Below are 19,802 nucleotides of genomic sequence, written 5' to 3'. Positions count from 1 at the left end.
GATCGAGTGGCGCAATTGTCTACTGTGTCGGAATCTGGGGTGTCACATCCGTAGTTGTGGCCAGTCGAGCAATTCCGCGGCGAGTGCCGCGACCGAAGCGAGCAGCCCCAGCCGCGCCCGGCGCAGCTGCGGATCCTCCGCCATCACGAAGACCTCGTCGAAGAACACGTTCACCGGTGCGGTGAGCCGGCCCGCGACATCGGTGAAGCGGTCCAGGTCGGCGCTGTGGTCCAGGTCGGCCTGGACCTGCTTGACCACCTCGTGCAGCCGTACCTCGGCCGGGTCGGTGAGCAGCGCCGGATCGTACTCGGCCGGCACGTCGTCCGGCACGATCCGGCGGGCCCGTGCCACGGCCTCGGCCAGCGCCCGGAACTGCTCGTCGCCGAGCAGCCGGTCGAGCTGGGCCAGCAACCGGTCCACCAGTTGCGGTCGGTCGGCGTGCGGCAGCACCGCCCGGACCCGGTCGACCGGTTGGCCCTCCTCGGTGAGCAACTGCTCCACCCGGCGGGTGAGGAACTCGCCGGCCTCGGCCAGCACCGCCGCGTCGACCGCAACCGGCTGACGTCGGGCCGCCGCGGCGAGTCCGTCGGTGAGCGAGATGCCCGCCAGCGTGGGTTGGCTGCGGTGCACCGCGAGCAGCCCGAGTACCGCCCGCCGGATGGCGAACGGGTCGCTGCTGCCGGTCGGCAGTCCGACCGTGGCGGCCAGCCCGACCACCAGGTCCAGCCGGTCGGCCAGCGACAGCAGCGCCCCGGGCGGGGTCTGCGGCAGCTGGTCACCGGTGCTGCGGGGCAGCTCGGCCTCGAAGACCGCCTGGGCGACGGCGGCCGGCTCGCCGGCGTGCTCGGCGTAGTCGCGGGCCATCAGCCCGGCGAGACTGGTCATCTCGGTGACCATCTGCGAACCGAGGTCGAACTTGACCAGCTGCGCGGCGCGGTCCAGGGTCTGCCGGTCGGCGGCGGACAGGTTGACCGTGCCGGCCAGCTCGCCGGCGAGCCCGGCGATACGCCCGGCCCGGTCGGCCATCGAGCCCAGCTTGTCGGTGAAGGTGAGCCGGTCCAGCCGGTCCCGCAGCTGCGCGAGCGGGGTGGCCCGGTCGGCCCGGTAGAAGAAGGCCGCGTCCTCGTACCGGGCCCGCAGCACCGCCTCGTTGCCGGTCCGGACCAGGTCGGCATCGATGGCGCCGTTGGCGACCGCCACGAAGTACGGCAGCAGGGCACCCTGTGCGTCGCGCACCGGCAGGTAGCGCTGGTGCTTGCGCATCACCGTGGCCAGTACCGCCTCGGGCAGCTCCAGGTAGCGCTCCTCGAACCGGCCGAGCAGCGGCGTCGGTTGCTCGACCAGGTCGACGATCTGGGTGAGCAGTCCGGCCTCGGCGGCCAGGTCCACCGTGCCGTTGACGTCGGCGGCCAGCCGGGCGGCTGCGGTCGTGACGGTCCCGCGACGCTCGTCGGGGTCGACGACGATCCCGGCGGCCCGGACGGTGGCCAGATAGCTCTCCGCTTCGGCGACCGTGACATCCGGCTCGGCGGCGGTGCGGTGCACCCGGGTGATCCGCCCGGCGGCCAGCGTGGCGACCTCGACCGGGACGACCGTGTCGCCCCAGAGGGCGAGCAGCCAGCGGATCGGCCGGGTGAACGTCAGCTGCGGATCCCGCCACCGCATGTTCTTGGCCGAGCGTAGCCCGGTGACCACCCCGGCCAGTACCTCGGTGAGGACCTCCGTCGCCGGGCGGCCGGGCTCGTCACGCAGCACCGCCAGATGGGGTACGCCGCCGATCTCCACCCGGGCCAGGTCGGTCACCTCGATGCCCTGGGCGCGGGCGAAGCCGCTGGCCGCCGGGGTGGGGCTGCCGTCCGGGCGGAACCCGGCGCTGACCTTCGGGCCGCGTACCGTCCGGGTGTGGTCGGGCTCGCCGGCGGCGACCTCGTCGACCACCGCGACCAGCCGGCGCGGGGTGGCCAGCACCCGGACGTGGCCGTGCGCCAGCCGGGTGCCGGCGAGCCGGTCGGCGACCAGCTTGGCCACCTGCGCGCGGGCGGAGCGCACCTCCGACGGGGGCATCTCCTCGGTGCCGATCTCGAAGACCAGCTGCCGGGGCGTACCGGTGCCGACCGCTGAGCCGGCTGCGGCACCGGCCGCCGGGCGGTCGCCCGTCGCGGGGTCGGCGGCTTGTGCCCGAGCCGGCGGGGCCGGCGCCACCACGCCGAGCGGGTGGCCGAGCTCGTCGCGGCGACGCACCCAGAGCTGGGCGACCTCGCCGGCGAGCCGGCGCATCCGGGCGAACTCGGTGGCCCGCTCGGCGGTGGAGACCGCGCCCCGGGCGTCCAGCACGTTGAACGCCTGCGAGCACTTGAGCACGTAGCTGTGCGCGGGCACCGGCAGGCCGGCGTCGATCATGCGTTGCGCCTCGGCGGCGTACAGGTCGAGCAGTTGCCGGTTGGTGGCCACATCGGCGTCGTCGAGGTAGTAACGCGACATCTCGTACTCGCCGGGGCCGAAGATTTCGCCGTACGACACACCTGGCGCGTACGCGATCTCCTTGAAGTGGCGCACCTTCTGCAGCGCCATCATGATCCGCTCGATGCCGTACGTGATCTCCACCGACGGTACGTCGAGGTTGATGCCGCCCGCCTGCTGGAAGTAGGTGAACTGGGTGATCTCCAGCCCGTCGAGCCACACCTCCCAGCCCAGCCCCCAGGCACCGAGCGCGGGGGAGGCCCAGTTGTCCTCGACGAAGCGGACGTCGTGCGCGGCGACGTCGATGCCCAGTGCGGCCAGGCTGCCGAGGTAGAGCTCCTGGGCGTCACCCGGCTCCGGCTTGAGGATGACCTGGAACTGGGTGTGGGTCTGGACGCGGTTCGGGTTCTCGCCGTAGCGGGAGTCGTCGGGGCGCACCGAGGGCTCGACGTAGGCCACCCGCCACGGCTCGGGGCCGAGCACCCGCAGGAACGTCGCGGGGTTGAGCGTACCGGCGCCGACCTCGGTGTTCATCGGCTGGACCGTCAGGCAACCCTGCTCGGCCCAGTACGCCGCGAGGCGGGCCAGCGCGTCCTGCATCGTCAGCACGAGTTTCGCTCCCAAGAATCGGCGGCGGCCGGTGCCGTGTCAGGCGTGCACCGGCCGGCGGGTGTGCGGATTACCGAGGCCATTCTATTGACCGCGCCGGCACCGCCGGCGTCCCGGGTGATGGCACCATCCGGAGCGTGCAGCGGATTCGACGCAGTTATGCCGAGCAGACGGCGATCGCCGGCGGCACCTGGCACTCGTACGTGACCCGGGCCGGTGCCACCGGCGGCCGGGAACCGGTGCTGGCCGACGACGCCGACCGGGTGATCCACGGCTACAGCGTCCAGAAACTCGCGGTCGCCACGGCCGTGCTGGACAAGGTCGACCGGGGTCTGCTGAGCCTGGACCGGCGGCTCGACCTGCACGCGGGCGTCATCGTCGGCGGCAGCGGCATCTATCACCTGCAGGGTGTCTGGGGTGACGAGATCACCATCGCCAACGTCCTCACCGCGATGCTGCTGGTCTCGGACAACACCGCGGTACGGATGTGCGGCCGGGTCGCGCCGGCACTGGAGATCAACGACATCCTGGCGGCGAAGGGCTTCGTCCACACCCGGGTGGAGCCGGTGGCCGACCCGAACCGGTTCCACCTCGGCACCACCACCCCGCGCGAGACGCACGACCTGCTCACCCGGCTGGCCGAGCGGACCCTGCTCAGTGACGCGTCCTGCCGCTTCCTGCTCACCATCCTGCGCTGGGTCGACGGCTACCACGACGGCGTGCGCCGCGAGATGTCGTCCATCGAGCGCGGCCGGGTGGCCACCAAGCACGGTGCCGACTACGACGAGCGTGGCGCGGCCCGGCACGAGGCGGGCGTCGTGTTCGACACGGCGGGCGCGCCCGCCCTGGTGTACGCGTTCTTCGCCGACGGACTCGGCCAGCTGGACGACTACGGCGCCACCCACCCCGCGGTGCGGGCGCACGCCGTGCTCGGCCGGGTCATGTTCGACACGGTCGGCTTCGGCACGGTCGGCCACAGCTGACGGCGATCCGCCGGCGATCTACCAGGACCGCTGCGGTGCTTGCGGGAACCGTACAGGTCGGGCTCAGGCTTCTTCGAGGTCCGGCCGGTATCCATGCCGGCATGACTGTACCCACCGTCGCCGGGCGACCCCGCGTCCTGGTCGTCGACGACGAGCCGAACATCTGCGCTCTGCTCGCCGCGACGCTGCGCCTGATCGAGTTCGAGGTACGTGTCGTCGACGGTGGCCGAGCCGCTCTGGTCGCGGTCGAGGAGTTCGATCCGGACCTGGTGGTGCTGGACGTGATGATGCCGGACATCGACGGGTTCGAGGTGGCTCGGGCGATGCGCCGGGGCGGCCGGCGCAACGTACCCGTGCTGTTCCTGACCGCCCGCGACGCGGTGCAGGACCGGATCGCCGGGCTGACCGTCGGCGCCGACGACTACGTCAGCAAGCCGTTCAGCCTGGAGGAGGTGGTGCTGCGGATCAAGGCCATTCTGCGGCGGAGCGGGATCGGCGTGGCCGCCGACACCGACCTGGACACCCGGACCCTGCGCTACGCCGACCTGGAGCTCGACGAGGACGCGTACGAGGTCCGCCGGGCGGGCCGGCGGGTCGACCTGTCGCCGACCGAGTTCAAGCTGCTGCGCTATCTGATGGTCAACGCCGGCCGGGTGGTCAGCAAACCGCAGATCCTGGACCGGGTGTGGAGCTACGACTTCGGTGGCGACGGGCGCATCGTCGAGTCGTACGTCTACTACCTGCGCAAGAAGATCGACCAGGACGGGCCCGCCTTGATCCATACCGTGCGGGGCGTCGGCTACACGCTGCGCCTGCCCCGGACCCCGGCGGACGAGTGATGCCGGCACGGCCACGCGACCGTTGGCGGCGGCCGAGATTGCGCCGCTGGTCCCACTGGACCCTACGCGCGCGGTTGGTGCTGGCCACCGCGTTGCTCACGGCCGTGGCGTTGGTGCTGGCCAACTTCGCCGGCCTGGTGCTGCTGCGGCAGAGCCTCACCGACCGGGTGGACGGGCAGTTGCGGCTGATGAGCCGACCGTACGCCGGTCCAGCTCCGCCGTCGATCGAATCGGACGGTCGGCGACCACGACTGTTCGCCGGCGCCGCCCTGCAGCCCGCACAACTCGTCCGGCTCTACGACGCCCAGGGGACGCAGACCGACGAGGTCTCCTCGGATCCGGACACCTCGCTGCCGTCCGTCGAGGACTACGCCGTGCTGGTCGAGCGGGCGGACGCCGGCCGGCCGTACACCGTGCCGGCGGTCGACGGTGACGGGTCGTGGCGGATGCTGGCGGTGCCGCTCACCGGCGGCGGGGTGGCGGTGCACGGCGTCTCGCTGCGGCAGGTGGACGCCACCGCGGACACCCTGCTGATGATCGACATCGCGGTGGTACTGCTGGTCCTGGTGCTGCTCGGGTTGGTGGCTGCGGCCACCGTACGACTCGGGCTGCGCCCGCTGACCAGGATGGCGCGGATCTCGACCAGCATCACCGCCGGTAATCTCTCGCACCGGGTGGCAGACGTCGATCCGCACACCGAGGTCGGCCGGCTGGGCGGCGCCCTCAACTCGATGCTCGACCGCATCGAGTCGGAGGTGGCCGCGCGGACCGCCTCCGAGCAGCGGCTGCGGCAGTTCGTCGCGGACGCGTCGCACGAGCTGCGGACCCCGCTCACCTCGATCCGCGGGTTCGCCGAGCTGTATCGTCGGGGCGGTGCCCGGCCCGGCACCGAGCTCGACGAGGCGATGCGCCGGATCGAGGCCGAGGCGGCCCGGATGGGCCTGCTGGTCGAGGACATGTTGCTGCTGGCCCGGCTGGACCAGCGTCGCCGGCCGGTGCCACGCCAGGTCGACCTGCTGGCCGTCGCGGCGGACACCATTCGCGACGCGTACGCCCGTCACCCCGACCGTCCGGTACGGATGGTGCCGGCCGGTACGGCGTACGACGCCGAGCTCGTCGCGCCCGACGGTCGTGCACCGGACCTGGAACCGGTCTGCGTGCCGGGTGACGAGCCGGGGCTGCGGCAGGTGGCAGCCAATCTGGTCGCCAACGCCCTGGCGCATACCTCGGTCGGCGCCGACATCACCGTACGGGTGGCGCGTCTGCCCGCCTGCGCCGTCGCCCCTGAGCGGCCATTCCCGGCTGAGCGGTCGATCACGGCTGAGCCGTCACTCGTGGCTGCGCCGACACTCACGCCGGGGCCGTCGTTCACGCCGGGACGGCTGCTCGCGGCGGTCGGCCGGGAGCTGCCGATCGGCGTACCGCTGGCGGTCTTCGAGGTGGCCGATACCGGACCGGGCGTGCCGGCGGCGCACGCGGCCCGGATCTTCGAGCGTCTGTACCGGGTGGACGCGAGCCGCAACCGGGCGCACGGTGGTGGTTCCGGGCTCGGCCTGGCGATCGTCGCGGCGATCGTGGACGGCCACGGAGGCCGGGTCGAACTGCTCGACCGCGACGGTGGCGGCGCCATCTTCCGGGTGCTGCTACCCGATCCGATGTTGTGCCAGTCCGCAGTGGCCAGCATGCTGTAACCGGGTCGGCTCAATCCGGTGGTCCGATGTGTCCGCCGGGGTCCGAAGGAGTTCCGTTGCCACGGCACACCCTCACCGGTTACCTCACGGTGCTGGGTGCCCTCGCGACAGCGGTGTTCACGCTGCCCGGTGCCGCGGCGTTGTGGTGGGGACTGATCGGGGCGGTCAGCGTCGGGGCGATCGGCTGGGGAATCCACCGCCACCGTCCACCCCGGCGTGCTCCCTGGCTGCTGTTCGCCGGTGGGGTGGCTGCCCTCGCCGGCGGCGACGTCTGTTATGAACTGTCCCTGCGGCTGCCGGCCGGCGACATACTCGCGATCTGTGCGGATGTCTGCTACCTGGCAACCTTCGGCCTGCTCGCGGCCGGGGTACTGAGCCTGACCCGGACCTCGCTCGCGCTGCGGGACCGGTCCGGGCTGCTCGACATGCTCACCCTGGTGCTGGTCACCGGGCTGATCACCTGGATCCTGGTGATGAAGCCCGCGATTGCCGACACGGACCTGCCGGCGGTGGAGAAAGCCCTGCTGGCGGTGCACAGCCTGGGCGGTGTCCTCGTCGTGGTGGTGATGCTGCGGCTGGCCGCCGCCGCGTGGCGCAGCCCCGCCGTGCTTCTGCTGACCACCGGCGCGGCCGCGATGCTCGTCGCCGACGTCTGCTACGCGATCGCCGAGCTGGGCGCCGGCTGGCAGCCGGGCGGCCCGGTCGAACTCGGCTGGTTCGTCTTCTACCTGACCTGGGGGGCAGCGGCCCTGCACCGCAGCATGGCGCCGCTGACCGCGGTGGCGTGGCCGAGCCGGGACGAGGTCGCCGCGATGCGGGTCAGCCTGGTGACCCTGACCTGCCTGAGCGTTCCGGTCCTGCTGTTGATCCAGGCCTTCACCGGGGCCGCCGCCGATCTCGCCGACGGTCTGTTCGCCGCCGCGGCGGCGGGGCTGACCACGCTGCTGGCGGTGACCCGGGTGATCGACTCGGTCGACAAGCACCGGAGCGCGGTCAACCGGGAACGGTCGCTGCGCACGGCAGGCACCGAGTTGCTGGGCGCGACGACCGTCGACGATGTCGCGGCGACGGTACGCCGGTCGGTGACCGACCTGATGCCGGCCGGTGCCGAGGCTACGTTGCTCTTCGTCATCCAGCGGTCGGCGCTGGAGTCGGGCGCGGAGCAGATCGACTCCGCGGTGATGGCTGGCTGGCAGCCGCAGTTGGTGATGGATGACCCGCTGCCGGTCGACGCCGGGCGGCTGCGCAGCCGGATCCTGCCCACCCGGCTGCTGCACCCGGTGCTGGCGGCGCGGCTCGCGCCGGCGCCGACCACTGTGGTCGCCTCGTTGGCGGCTCCGGTCCAGTCGGCGGGCTCGGGTACGGCGTTGCTGGTCGCCGCCGCCGACGGCGTGCTTACCGCGAGCCGGGACGCGATCGAGGTGATCGCCGGGCTGGCCGCGTCGGCGCTGCACCGGATGGCGGCCACCGAAGAATCGGCCCGCCGCGACCGGGACCGGTACTTGAACCTCATCGCGGGCACGGTCGGCGAGGCGGTGATGATCATCGACTCGGACGGCCGGATCCGGTACGCCAGCCCACCCTGCGGCCAGCTGCTCGGTATCGAGCTGCCGGTGCTCGCCCACTGGCGTGAGCTGATCCACCCCGAAGACCACGGCCAGGTGGCCCGCACGCTCGCCGAGGCCGGCGAACGTGGCGCGGGTCGTGGCATCGGCTACCCCGCCGGGTCCGCCGAGGCAGGCGGCGACGGCGCTGAACACTATGCCGGCCGGGCTGCCGGCGACCAGTGGGTGCTGCGTCGTCCGGACGGCAGTCACACCTTGCTGGAGGTGTGGTGTCGGGATCTACGCAAGGTGCGCGGCGTGCGTGGGTTGGTGCTGACCCTGCGTGACGTGGCTGAACAACGTCGGCGGGAGTCCGAACTGGCCCGCCGCCAGTTGGACCGCACCGCGCCGGGGCAGAACCGGCGGAGCCTGCAGCACCGTTTCCGCTGACCCGCAGACCCGCTGACCTGAGCGCTTTGGGACTTTTGCTGTCCCGTGCGGAACGTCAAACTCTCCCTGGCCGGCCCGTTGTGCAGCAACGTCTGCCTGGTTAAGATTTAGTCGCGCGCCCCTATCGCCCGCTTCCCCCGTGGCAGGCGATCGGGGCGCGCCTCTTTGTGCCCCGGCCTCGCCCACCCAGGCCCTGCAGCCCAGATCGTCGGTCAGATCCAGCGGTTGCCGAGCCACATGCGGGCCGACCAGTCCTCGTAGGGCAGTGCCTGGCCGGCGAAAATCGGATAGAAATAGGCGAAGCAGATCGCCACCAGCAGCACGTACGCGCCGGCGATCACCGCGCCGACCATCCGGCGGTCGCCGCTCACCGGACCCGGCGTCCCGTACCCGCCGACGCCGACGGCCGGGGCCGGGGTGGCGATCGCGCCAAGTACGTACGTGACCGCCAGCACCAGGAACGGCAGCGCCGGGGCGGTGTAGAAGGAGAACATCGTCCGGTTCTCGGCGGCGTAGTAGAACCAGGGCAGCAGACCGGCGGCGACCCCGGCCAGGATCGCGCCGGCCCGCCAGTCGCGTCGGGCGATACCCAGCCACACCAGCGCGCCCACGGCCGGCAGGAACGACCACCACAGCAGCGGGGTGCCGAGCAGCAGGATCTCCTCGGCGCAACTGGCCGCCCCGCAGGTCGCCTGGTCGGTCCAGTGGAAGGCGACCGGTCGGCCCAACAACAACCACTGCCAGGGCCACGACTGGTAGCGGTGCTCGGTCTCCAGCGTGCTGTGGAAGCCGTACGCCTGCTGGTGGTAGTGCCACAGGTTGAGCAGCGCGCCGATCCCCGGGGGTTCGGGCAGGCCGTTGTCGGCGCGGTAGTGGCGCAGGTAGCCGCCGTCGGTGGCCAGCCAGCCGGACCAGCTGGCGAGATAGGTGCAGACGATCAGCACACCGCCGAGCACCAGCCAGCCGCTCTCGTCGATCAGCGTGTCCCGCCACGGCCGGCGGACTCCCACCGAACGGCGGGCACCCACCTCCCACAGCAGCACCAACAGGCCGAATACAGGTACGAACCACACCGCGCTCCACTTCACGGCGAGTCCGCAACCGAGCAGGAGCGCCGCGATCAGCCGCCACCAGGGCACGCGCAGCGCTGGCCGGCCGGACCGGCCGGGCAGGCCCGGGTCGAGCCCGTTCTCCACCGCCCGCAGCCAGCGCCGTCGGCTCCAGTCCCGATCCAGCACCAGCGCGGCGAAGGCGGCGAGGACGAAGAACGCCAGGAAGATGTCCAGCAACGCGGTGCGCGAGAGCACCAGGTGGAACCCGTCCAGCGCGAGCAGGAGGCCGGCGGTGCAACCCAGCACGGTCGAGCGGAACAACCGGCGCGCCGTACGGGTGAGAATCAGGACCATCAGGATGCCGGCCACCGCCGCCGAGATCCGCCAGCCGAACGCGTCGAACTCGAACACCCGGATGCCGAGCGAGATGAGCCACTTGCCGAGCGGCGGGTGCACCACGTACGCCGGAGTGTTGTTGTTCTCGTCCCACTCGAAGCCGTAGCGCATCAGCTCGTTGGCTTCGTTGGCGTAGTAGACCTCGTCGAAGATCGTGTGTGACGGGTGGGCCAGGTTGACCAGCCGCAGCACCGCCGCGATCACCACGACTACCCCGGTGGCCAGCCACGACCACGGATCCAACCAGTTGTCCAGCGGTGCCAGCCGGCGCCGCAGGATGGCTGGCAGGCCGGCACCGGCCGGCTCGGGCGGCCCGGTGTGCCGACCGTGCGGCCCGGGTCGGGGCGGACCGGCCGTAACCGACACGTCGGGGCTGGCGGGCCGGGCCACAACGGCCGGGCCAGCGGGGTCGTCATGCACTGCGTCCGAAGCTGCCGCCGAGATCACCCAGTGATCGTAGGCTGCCGATCGACGATCCGGGGACATCGTCCATCGAAATACATTCTGAGTCGTCGATATATCTACCAGGTCGCGACCAGAAAACCGGCGGCGACGAGTATCGGCGCGGCCAGCGCGGCGGCTGTCGCGCCACACCGTGCCTGTCTGGTGGCCAGGCGCCGGGCACCGCTGCCCCAGACCAGCGCCACGGCACAGACCCCGACCAGCGTCCAGCCGACCGTCCAGCGCAGGTGCAGCAGGGCGAGGTCGGCCGCGACGTACGCGGTACCGCGTTCCCGGCCGAGCATCTGCGCGGCCAGTTGGGTGCCGTGCTGCTGTGCCTGCGGTGGAACGCCGAGCAGCCGGACCCGTTCGACGGCGAAGCCGCTGTTCGCCACGAAGTCACCGAGGCAGCGCTGGCTCAGCCCGCTGCCGCTGCAGCCGATGACGGTGGCGGTGCCGGCGGTGCCCCGACCGGCGGCCAGCCAGAGGGGCTCGGCGCTGACCCAGCCGAAGAACGCGGCTGCCGCTGACAGCACCAGAATCCAGGCCAGCCCGGTGACCGGCCGACGGACCTTGACCTGGCGGCGGCGTGCCCGCCGCGTCGGCCGTGCCGCCCGCGGTCGTGCGGGGAGCGGTGGTTGGGTGAGCGGTGCTCGGGCGGGTAGCGGTGGTTGGGCGGGCGGTGGTTGGGCGGGCCGTTGCGGGGTCGGTGGCCGAGCCGCCGGTGGCGGAGTCGGTGCCGGTTCGTCGGTGGCGTGCGGTGCCCGCTCGTCGGTGGCGTGCGGTACCGGTTCGTCTGTGGCGTGCGGTGCCCGCTCGTCGGTGGCGTCGTCACCGCCGGTCGGTGGGCCGGCGCTGCCACCGTGCCACCAGCTGCCCTCGGGGCCGATCGCCGCCCACGGACTCGGCAGTTTCCGCCGTACCGGAGCGCGCGGCCGTACGGTGGCCGGCTGCTGCGCCACCGGCTGGCCGTCCGGCGCGGCGGCGGCTGGATCATGGGTCACCCCGCCATTTCACACCCGTTCGGGCGGCGTCCGGGCCAAGCCACGGGGGTGTGTCGTGGCCGCCGCGCTGGTGACCGGCCGGACAACCCGTTCGCGTGCCGTACGGCCGAATCATTAGGCTGGCGGCATGAGCCACGTTCTCGCCGCGGTCGCCTGGCCATACGCCAACGGCCCCCGCCATATCGGCCACGTGTCCGGGTTCGGAGTCCCGTCCGACGTGTTCAGCCGGTACATGCGGATGGCCGGCCACGACGTGCTCATGATCTCCGGCACCGACGAGCACGGCACCCCGATCCAGGTGCAGGCCGATCACGAGGGGGTCACCCCGCGCGAGCTCGCCGACCGGTACAACCGGGTCATCGTGCAGGACCTGCACGGGCTCGGCCTGTCCTACGACCTGTTCACCCGGACCACCACCGGTAACCACTACCAGGTCGTCCAGGAGCTGTTCGAAGGGCTGTACCGCAACGGCTACATCGTGGCCCGCACCACGCTGGGCGCGATCTCCCCGTCCACCGGCCGCACCCTGCCCGACCGCTACATCGAGGGCACCTGCCCGATCTGCGGCTACGACGCGGCCCGGGGCGACCAGTGTGACAACTGTGGCAATCAACTCGATCCGGTCCAGTTGATCGACCCACGTTCGAAGATCAACGGCGAGACGCCGAAGTTCGTGGAGACCGAGCACTTCTTCCTGGACCTGCCGGCGTTCGCCCAGGCGCTCGCCGGTTGGCTCGACTCGCGGGACGGCTGGCGGCCCAACGTACTACGGTTTTCCCGCAATCTGCTGGACGACCTGCAGCCCCGGGCGATCACCCGGGACCTGGAGTGGGGGGTGCCGATCCCGCTCGACGGCTGGCGCGACCGCGCCGACAAGCGCATCTACGTCTGGTTCGACGCGGTCATCGGCTACCTGTCCGCCTCGATCGAGTGGGCCCGGCGCAGCGGCGACCCACAGGCGTGGCGGCGCTGGTGGACGGCGGACAGCGAGGGCAAGGACGCCCGCGGGTACTACTTCATGGGCAAGGACAACATCGTCTTCCACTCGGTCATCTGGCCGTCGTTGCTGCTCGGCTATTCAGGCGCGGGCGACCGGGACGGCGAGCCCGGCCAGCTCGGCCGGTTGAACCTGCCGACCGAGGTCGTGTCCAGCGAGTTCCTGACCATGGAGGGCCGCAAGTTCTCCTCGTCGCGGCAGGTCGTCATCTACGTACGCGACTTCCTGGCCCGGTACGACGCCGACGCGTTGCGCTACTTCATCGCGGTGGCCGGCCCGGAAAGCCAGGACACCGACTTCACCTGGGCCGAGTTTCGCCGCCGCAACAACGACGAGCTGGTCAACGACTGGGGCAACCTGGTCAACCGGTCGATCTCGATGGCCGCGAAGAACTTCGGCGCCATCCCACCGGTTGGCCCGGCCGGGTTGACCCCGGCTGACGAGGCGCTGCTGGCGACCAGCCGGGCCGCTTTCGCCACGGTGGGCGGGTTGATCGAGCGGCACCGGCAGAAGCAGGCGATCGGTGAGGCGATGAGGGTCGTCGCCGAGGCCAACCGCTACCTGTCCGATCAGGCACCGTGGAAACTCAAGGGCGACGCGGACAAGCCCCGGATGGGCACCATCCTGCACGTCGCGCTGCAGGTGGTCAGTGACGCCAACACGCTGCTCACCCCGTTCCTGCCGCACTCGGCCCAGCGGATTCACGAGCTGCTCGGCGGCACCGGCGTGCACGCCCCGATGCCCGAGATCGTCGAGGTGGACGACCTGGACGGCGGCCCGGCGTACCCGATCCTCACCGGCGACTACACCGGGGGCGCCCGCTGGGTGTCCACGCCGATCGTGGCCGGCCGGGTGCTGTCCGCGCCCAAGCCGGTCTTCCGCAAGCTGGACGAGTCGATCGTCGACGAGGAACTGTCCCGCATCGGCGGCTGACCGGCGGTCGGCGACCCGCGAGGTCACAACTCGTACGGCAGGTCCGTCGGATCCTCGTCGGTGATTTCCATGGTCGGGGCCCACACCTCGTAGATCCCGCGCTCGTAGCACTGTGCGCCGAGGGCGGCCACCGACTCCGGAGCCGGCTGGCACAACCGCAGCCGGCTCCATCCGGACTCGTGTCGCAGCACCTGGCACCGGGCCCCGCGCCAGGTGGCGAACCGCAGCCGGCGGGCCAGGGACTGCACCGGGTAGCGGGCGGCCCGGGTCATCGCCAGGATGCGGAACTCGTCCGGCGGGTCGGCGACCGCCTCGTAGCACTGGTCGCGGTACCAGCCGACCAGCTGCGTCGGCTGGGCGACCTCGCCGGTCGGCAGGTACTCCTGGTCGGAGGAGATGTCGGGGATGCCGTCGAGCAGGTGACGCCACTGCGGGCCGGCCATCCGGATCCAACCCCGCTGCTCGGGCTGAAAGAGGTAGAGCACCACCTCGGTGCCCTGCGGGGTGTACGCCAGCAGGGAGGCGTTCGCCGGCAGTGGCACGTCGGTGAACCCGGCGGTGACGAACTCCGGGATGAGGTGCCGCTCGCTCGGGGTGAACCCGGTGCCGAGCACCGGCGGGCCCACCCGGTCGTGCGGGGGCATGGACACCAGCCCCTGGTACGCCGGCCCGACCGGAGCCTCGTAGTCGACCGGGTCGATCGCCCGCCACCGCAGCGCGTACGCGACGTCCTGACCGTCCCGGCCGAGTGCACCATCGGTACGCAGCAACGCGAGGTCGGCGGGGGTGCGCAGGTGGGCGATGTCGTACTCCCGGTAGCAGAACCCGGCCGGTGACCAACCGCGCAGGAACCCGGCCGCCTGGCGGCCGGAGAGCAGCTTCATCAGCCGGGTGCCCCGGGCGATGGTGGCGGTGCGGCGGATCGTGGCGATCATCGGCTGCCGGTCGCGATCCCGGTCGCGATCCCGGTCGCGATCCCGGTCGCGATCCCGGTCGCGATCCCGGTCGGGACTCCCGTGGGGACCTCCGTCGCGCGCCGGGCTCTGACTGAGCCGATGGACGCTCGCCCAGGTGGCCGTGCGGCTCAGCGGCACCATCAGCGGCGTTTCCGGCCCGCCGACGGTCGGTGCGCCACCGTCCAGCGTCACCGCGCGGGCACCGTGCACCGCGTCGATCTCGGTGACGTGCACGTACCGCTGCCACGTCGTACCGTCGCGGCCGGCTGGCTGGAAGCCCGCCACCCGGTCGCGGCTGACCAGCCGGTACGCGGCACCACGGGCGATCTCCTCGGCCGGGTAGACCGCACCGCCGTAGCTGACGTGCAGGCCGGCCGGGGCGTCGGCGACACCACCACGCGCAGAGCTCACGGTCACCGCGCTGAAGGTAGTCGTCCGCTCACATCACTGGGTGAATACCTGGTTACCGGTGCATGTCCATCGCCGGGGCCGGCTCTCGGGCGGGCCGCTGACCGGGGCGGCGGGGCGCGTGTGATGCTTGCGGCGATGACACAGCCCGCCGAGACCCGCCGTCCGCCCGCCGAGACCCGGCGCGAGCGCGCCGCGCGCCGCGCCGGTGAGTTCCCGCCACCGGCCGCGCCGTTGCCGGTGCCGGTGATCGACAGCCACACCCATCTCGACCTGACCGCGGCCGAGCCGCAGGCACCCGGGCACGGCGGTGGCCGGGACCCGGTCGGCGAACTCGTCTGCGCCGCGGCGGCGGTCGGCGTGGACCGGCTGGTCCAGGTCGGCGTGGACCTGGACTCGTCGCGGTGGGGCGCCGAACTCGCCACCCGGGTGCCGGCGGTGCTGGCCACGGTGGCGCTGCACCCCAACGAGGCACCCCGGCTGGCCGACCTGGACGAGGCGCTGCGCGGCATCGAGGCCCTCGCCGGCGCCGAGCGGGTCCGGGGCATCGGGGAGACCGGGCTGGACCATTTTCGTACCGGCCCGGACGGGCGGGCGGCGCAGGAGGCCAGTTTCCGGGCGCACATCGCGATCGCCAAGCGGTACGGCAAGCCGCTGATCATCCACGACCGTGACGCGCACGCCGACGTACTACGGGTGCTCGACGCCGAAGGCGCGCCGGACACCGTGGTGATGCACTGCTTCTCCGGCGACGCCGAGTTCGCCGCCGACTGCGTCCGTCGGGGTTTCGTGCTCAGCTTCGCCGGCACCGTGACCTTCGCCAACGCGTCGGCGCTGCGGGCGGCGGCCCAGATCACCCCGACCGACCAGCTGCTGGTGGAGACGGACGCGCCCTACCTGACCCCGGTACCCAACCGTGGCCGGCCCAACGCTTCCTACCTGATCCCGGACACGGTGCGGTCGCTGGCCGCCACCATCGGCACCGACCTCGACGAGTTGTGCGCGGCGATCTCGGCGACCGGTGACCGGGTCTTCGGTCCGTGGTAGGCACGCCGTGGCGACCGGGTGGGCGAGGACGATGGTGACCAGGCAGGCGATGGTGACCAGGCAGGCGAGAGTGACCAGGTGAGCGAGTTGCTCGGTCCGGCGCAGATCCGCCAGCTGGCCGGTCGCCTGCGGGTCGCGCCGACCAAACGACTCGGGCAGAACTTCGTGCACGATCCGAACACGGTACGGCGGATTGTGGCCGCCGCCGAGCTGCCGGCCGGTGCGGTCGTGGTCGAGGTCGGTCCCGGGCTCGGCTCGCTGACCCTGGGCCTGCTCGACCAGGTCCGTCACCTGCACGCGGTGGAGATCGATGCGGTGCTCGCCGGGGCGCTGCCGGCGACGGTCGCCGCGCACGGCGGCGACACCGGCCGGTTGACCGTGCATCCCGTCGACGCGTTACGGGTCACCGCCGCCGACCTCGGTGCTCCGGCACCGACCGCGCTGGTGGCGAACCTGCCGTACAACGTGGCGGTCCCGGTGGTGCTGCACCTGCTCGCCGAGCTGCCCGGCCTGGACAGTGGACTGGTGATGGTGCAGAAGGAGGTCGCCGACCGGCTGGTCGCGCCGCCCGGCTCCCGCACGTACGGCGTGCCGTCGGTCAAGCTGGCCTGGTACGCCGCCGCCCGCACCGCCGGGCGGGTGCCGCCCAGCGTGTTCTGGCCGGTGCCGAACGTCGATTCCGGCCTGGTCGCCTTCACCCGCCGTGACCCGCCGCCGGTCCCGCCCGGTGAGCCTGTCGACCGGTTCCGACGGCGGGTCTTCGCCGTCGTGGACGCGGCCTTCGCCCAGCGGCGCAAGACGCTGCGCGCGGCGCTCGCCGGCTGGGCCGGCGGCGCGCGACTGGCCGCCGAGATCCTGGTCGCCGCCGGGGTGGACCCGGGCGTTCGGGGCGAGGCGTTGACCGTCGCGCAGTTCGCGGCGATCGCCGCGGCAGCGCCGGTGGCCGCTCCAGCGGCCGAGTAGGCTGGCGCCGTGATCGTTACGGGAGGTACGCGATGAGCGCGGGTACGGCTGGGGCCATCCAGGGCTTCCCCCGGTGACCGAGGCGTGGCGGCCGGACGACGAGGATGAGCGGTTCCGTCGCGGTGCCCGCGGGTCGGTCAAGGTACGGGTGCCTGCCAAGATCAATCTCCGGTTGGCGGTCGGGCCGCTGCGCCCGGACGGCTATCACGAGCTCAGCACCGTCTACCACGCGGTCGCGCTCTACGACGAGCTGACCGCCCGGCGCGCCGACACCCTCACCCTCACCATGGACGGCGAAGGCACCGGTGAGCTGGCACTGGACGAGACCAACCTGGTGATCCGGGCGGTCCGGGCGCTCGCCGCGTACGCCCGGGTGCCCGCTCAGGCCCGGCTGCACCTGCGCAAGCAGATCCCACTGGCCGGTGGCCTGGCCGGCGGCAGCGCGGACGCCGCCGCCGCCCTGGTCGCCTGCGACGAGCTGTGGGGGATCGGGCTGTCCCGTGACGAGCTGGCCACCCTGGCCGCGAGCATCGGATCGGACGTGCCGTTCCTGCTGCACGGCGGCACCGCGCTGGGTACCGGCCGGGGCGAGGCGGTCAGCCCGGTGCTCGCCCGCCCGGCCACCTGGCACTGGGTGCTCGCGATGGCCGACGGCGGCCTCGCCACCCCGGCGGTGTACGCCGAACTCGACCGGCTCCGGGCCGCCGGGGCGGCACCGGATCCGGTCGGACCACCCGACGATCTGCTCGCCGCCCTGCGGCAACGGGATCCGCAGGTGCTGGCCGGTGCGCTGGGCAACGATCTGCAGCCGGCGGCGCTGTCGTTGCGCCCGGCGCTGGCCCAGGTGCTGGACACCGGGGTGGCCGCCGGCGCGCTCGCCGGCCTGGTCTCCGGCTCCGGGCCGACCTGTGCCTTCCTGGCCCGCGACACGGCACAGGCGGAGACGGTGGCCGACGCGTTGCACGACGCCGCGGTCTGCCGGGACGTGCACCTGACCCACGGCGCCGTACCAGGTGCCCGGTTAATCTGATCCCGATGGTGAATATCGTCAACCTGGACCGGGTCGACAAGGGCTACGGTGCCGCCGGCCAGCTGCTCACCGACGTGTCCCTGGGGCTGGACGACCGCGACCGCATCGGCGTGGTGGGTCTCAACGGGGCGGGCAAGTCGACCCTGCTGCGGCTGCTCGGCAAGACCGAGGAGCCGGATTCCGGCCGGGTGACCCATCGTCGCGACCTGCGGGCCGCCGCGCTGCCCCAGGCGGTCGACCTGGCCGGCGAGGCGACCGTTCGCGACGTCGTACTCGGCACCGCCTGGCTGGCCGAGGGGTTCGGCGCCGAGCACGAGTGGGCCGGCGACGCCGGGGTGCGTACCGTGCTCGACGGGCTCGGCATGCCGCACCTCGGGCTGGACCAGCCGGTCGGCCCGATGTCCGGTGGCGAGCGGCGCCGCATCGCGCTGGCCGCGCTGCTGATCCGTCCGGCCGACCTGCTGGTCCTCGACGAGCCCACCAACCACCTGGACGTCGCCGGGGTGGCGTGGCTCGCCGACCATCTGGTGCAACGCTGGCGCGGCGCACTGGTCGTGGTCACCCACGACCGGTGGTTCCTCGACGCGGTCTGCACCGGCACCTGGGAGGTCGCCGACCAGACGGTACGGGCCTACGAGGGCGGGTTCGCCGCCTGGACGCTGGCCCGCGCCGAGCGTCAGCGGGTGGCCGCGGCCACCGAGGCACGTCGGCAGAACCTGCTCCGCAAGGAGATCGCCTGGTTGCGGCGCGGACCCCCGGCGCGTACGTCGAAGCCCCGGTTCCGGATCGAGGCGGCCAACGCGCTGATCGCCGACGTACCGCCGCCCCGGGACACGGTGTCGCTGCAGCGGCTGGCCACCAGCCGGCTCGGCAAGCAGGTGTACGAACTCGACGGGGTCACCACGTACGCCGGGGACAAGCTGATCCTCGACGGGCTGACCTGGCAGGTCGGTCCGGGGGACCGGATCGCCGTGGTCGGGGCCAACGGCGCGGGAAAGACGACGCTGCTGCGGCTGCTGGCCGGGGTACGCGAGCCGCAGCGGGGCCGGGTGGTCACCGGGGCGACGGTCCGGCCCGCCTTCCTGTCCCAGGAGCTCGCGGAGCTGCCCGGACAGTTGCGGGTGCTGGAAGCGGTGGAGGAGGTGGCCCGCCGGGTGGTGCTCGGCGAGCGGGAACTCGCCGCCACCCAGTTCGCGGAGATGTTCGGCTTCACCGACCGGCGGCTGTGGACTCCGGTGAGTGATCTGTCCGGGGGCGAGCGGCGCCGGTTGCAGCTGCTGCGGCTGCTCGCCGGGGAGCCGAACGTGCTGCTGCTCGACGAGCCGACCAACGACCTGGACACCGACACCCTCGCCGCCCTGGAGGACCTGCTCGACTCGTGGCCGGGCACGCTGTTGGTGGCCAGCCACGACCGTTACCTGATCGAGCGGGTCACCGACGAGGTGTACGGCATGTTCGGCGACGGCCGCCTGGTGCACCTGCCGGGCGGGGTCGACGAGTACCTGTCGCGGGCGGCGGCCGGTGGCGTGGCCGCGGCGGTGCGACCGGTGGCCGTCGGACCGGCGGCGCCGTCGGCCGGATCGACCACCGGCGGGGACGCGACCGGTACGCCCACCGCCAGTACGCCCACCGCCGGTGCGGACGCCGAGGACGGCAGTGGTCTGTCCGCCGGCGAGTTGCGGGCGGCCCGCAAGGAGCTCGCCCGACTGGAACGCCAGGTCGGCAAGCTGGAACAGCAGGAGGCGGCGCTGCACGAGGAACTGGCCAGGCACGCCACGGACTTCAACCGGCTCGCCGAGCTGGACGCGCGGCTGCGCGAGGTGCGGGCCGAGCGGGGCCGCACCGAGGAGCGGTGGCTCGCCCTCGCCGACCGGGTCGGCTGAGCGCCGCTGCCAGTGATCCGGGCCGCTGCCGGGCAGGGCCACGCGCCGCCGGCCGGGACCGATGCGCGACAATCCACGGCGACACCCCTATGTCGCACCACCCCTCGTCACCCCTC

Annotated in this window: 13 protein-coding genes; 9 read left to right on the top strand and 4 right to left on the bottom strand. The window is 72.6% G+C overall.

The window, feature by feature from the left end; translation table 11 throughout:
• Positions 1 to 42 precede the first annotated feature (42 nt).
• Positions 43 to 3,060: a glycine--tRNA ligase gene (locus ACN27F_RS13635; protein WP_421440181.1), complete on the bottom strand. Its 3,018-nt coding sequence runs from the start codon at positions 3,058 to 3,060 to the stop codon at positions 43 to 45.
• Between the two features lie 146 nt (positions 3,061 to 3,206).
• On the opposite strand from ACN27F_RS13635, the gene ACN27F_RS13630 reads away from it, so the two are divergent.
• The 4 genes from ACN27F_RS13630 (at position 3,207) to ACN27F_RS13615 (ending at position 8,576) form a co-directional block, all read left to right on the top strand.
• Positions 3,207 to 4,052 (top strand): serine hydrolase, encoded by an 846-nt coding sequence (locus tag ACN27F_RS13630; protein ID WP_421433761.1) that lies wholly within the window; start codon positions 3,207 to 3,209, stop codon positions 4,050 to 4,052.
• A gap of 101 nt (positions 4,053 to 4,153) precedes the next feature.
• Positions 4,154 to 4,891, top strand: coding sequence for a response regulator transcription factor (locus ACN27F_RS13625; protein ID WP_421433760.1), 738 nt, complete (start codon positions 4,154 to 4,156; stop codon positions 4,889 to 4,891).
• Complete coding sequence (locus tag ACN27F_RS13620) at positions 4,891 to 6,582, top strand: ATP-binding protein (protein WP_421433759.1); 1,692 nt, start codon at positions 4,891 to 4,893, stop codon at positions 6,580 to 6,582. The genes ACN27F_RS13625 and ACN27F_RS13620 overlap by 1 nt, the downstream gene beginning before the upstream one ends.
• Positions 6,583 to 6,638: 56 nt before the next feature.
• Positions 6,639 to 8,576, top strand: a complete 1,938-nt coding sequence (locus ACN27F_RS13615; RefSeq protein WP_421433757.1) for a hypothetical protein — start codon at positions 6,639 to 6,641, stop codon at positions 8,574 to 8,576.
• A 212-nt stretch (positions 8,577 to 8,788) separates the two neighbouring features.
• Here ACN27F_RS13615 and ACN27F_RS13610 read toward each other — a convergent pair whose 3' ends face one another.
• The gene (locus ACN27F_RS13610) at positions 8,789 to 10,510 is read right to left on the bottom strand and encodes a dolichyl-phosphate-mannose--protein mannosyltransferase (protein WP_421433756.1); all 1,722 of its coding nucleotides are present in this window, start codon (positions 10,508 to 10,510) and stop codon (positions 8,789 to 8,791) included.
• A 35-nt stretch (positions 10,511 to 10,545) separates the two neighbouring features.
• The gene (locus ACN27F_RS13605; RefSeq protein WP_421433755.1) at positions 10,546 to 11,469 is read right to left on the bottom strand and encodes a hypothetical protein; all 924 of its coding nucleotides are present in this window, start codon (positions 11,467 to 11,469) and stop codon (positions 10,546 to 10,548) included.
• 127 nt (positions 11,470 to 11,596) lie between these two features.
• Here ACN27F_RS13605 and metG point away from each other — a divergent pair, with 127 nt between their 5' ends.
• A complete protein-coding gene (gene metG / locus ACN27F_RS13600; protein ID WP_421433754.1) occupies positions 11,597 to 13,399 on the top strand; it encodes a methionine--tRNA ligase in 1,803 nt (600 codons plus the stop codon).
• A 23-nt stretch (positions 13,400 to 13,422) separates the two neighbouring features.
• On the opposite strand, the gene ACN27F_RS13595 is transcribed toward metG, so the two are convergent.
• Complete coding sequence (locus tag ACN27F_RS13595; RefSeq protein WP_421433752.1) at positions 13,423 to 14,772, bottom strand: hypothetical protein; 1,350 nt, start codon at positions 14,770 to 14,772, stop codon at positions 13,423 to 13,425.
• 117 nt (positions 14,773 to 14,889) lie between these two features.
• Here ACN27F_RS13595 and ACN27F_RS13590 point away from each other — a divergent pair, with 117 nt between their 5' ends.
• The 4 genes from ACN27F_RS13590 to ACN27F_RS13575 all read left to right on the top strand — a co-directional run bounded on the left by ACN27F_RS13590 (position 14,890) and on the right by ACN27F_RS13575 (position 19,686).
• Positions 14,890 to 15,810 carry a TatD family hydrolase gene (locus ACN27F_RS13590; protein WP_421433750.1) on the top strand — a complete coding sequence of 307 codons (921 nt, stop codon included), beginning with the start codon at positions 14,890 to 14,892 and terminating at the stop codon, positions 15,808 to 15,810.
• Between the two features lie 78 nt (positions 15,811 to 15,888).
• The gene (gene rsmA, locus ACN27F_RS13585) at positions 15,889 to 16,773 is read left to right on the top strand and encodes a 16S rRNA (adenine(1518)-N(6)/adenine(1519)-N(6))-dimethyltransferase RsmA (RefSeq protein WP_421433748.1); all 885 of its coding nucleotides are present in this window, start codon (positions 15,889 to 15,891) and stop codon (positions 16,771 to 16,773) included.
• A 73-nt stretch (positions 16,774 to 16,846) separates the two neighbouring features.
• The gene (locus tag ACN27F_RS13580) at positions 16,847 to 17,803 is read left to right on the top strand and encodes a 4-(cytidine 5'-diphospho)-2-C-methyl-D-erythritol kinase (RefSeq protein WP_421433747.1); all 957 of its coding nucleotides are present in this window, start codon (positions 16,847 to 16,849) and stop codon (positions 17,801 to 17,803) included.
• Positions 17,804 to 17,808: 5 nt separating this feature from the next.
• Positions 17,809 to 19,686 carry an ABC-F family ATP-binding cassette domain-containing protein gene (locus ACN27F_RS13575; RefSeq protein ID WP_421433746.1) on the top strand — a complete coding sequence of 626 codons (1,878 nt, stop codon included), beginning with the start codon at positions 17,809 to 17,811 and terminating at the stop codon, positions 19,684 to 19,686.
• The last annotated feature ends 116 nt before the right edge of the window (positions 19,687 to 19,802 follow it).

The sequence above is a fragment of the Solwaraspora sp. WMMB335 genome (assembly GCF_049179075.1).
Lineage (GTDB): Bacteria > Actinomycetota > Actinomycetes > Mycobacteriales > Micromonosporaceae > Micromonospora_E.
This window is presented reverse-complemented; position numbering and strand designations above follow the sequence as displayed.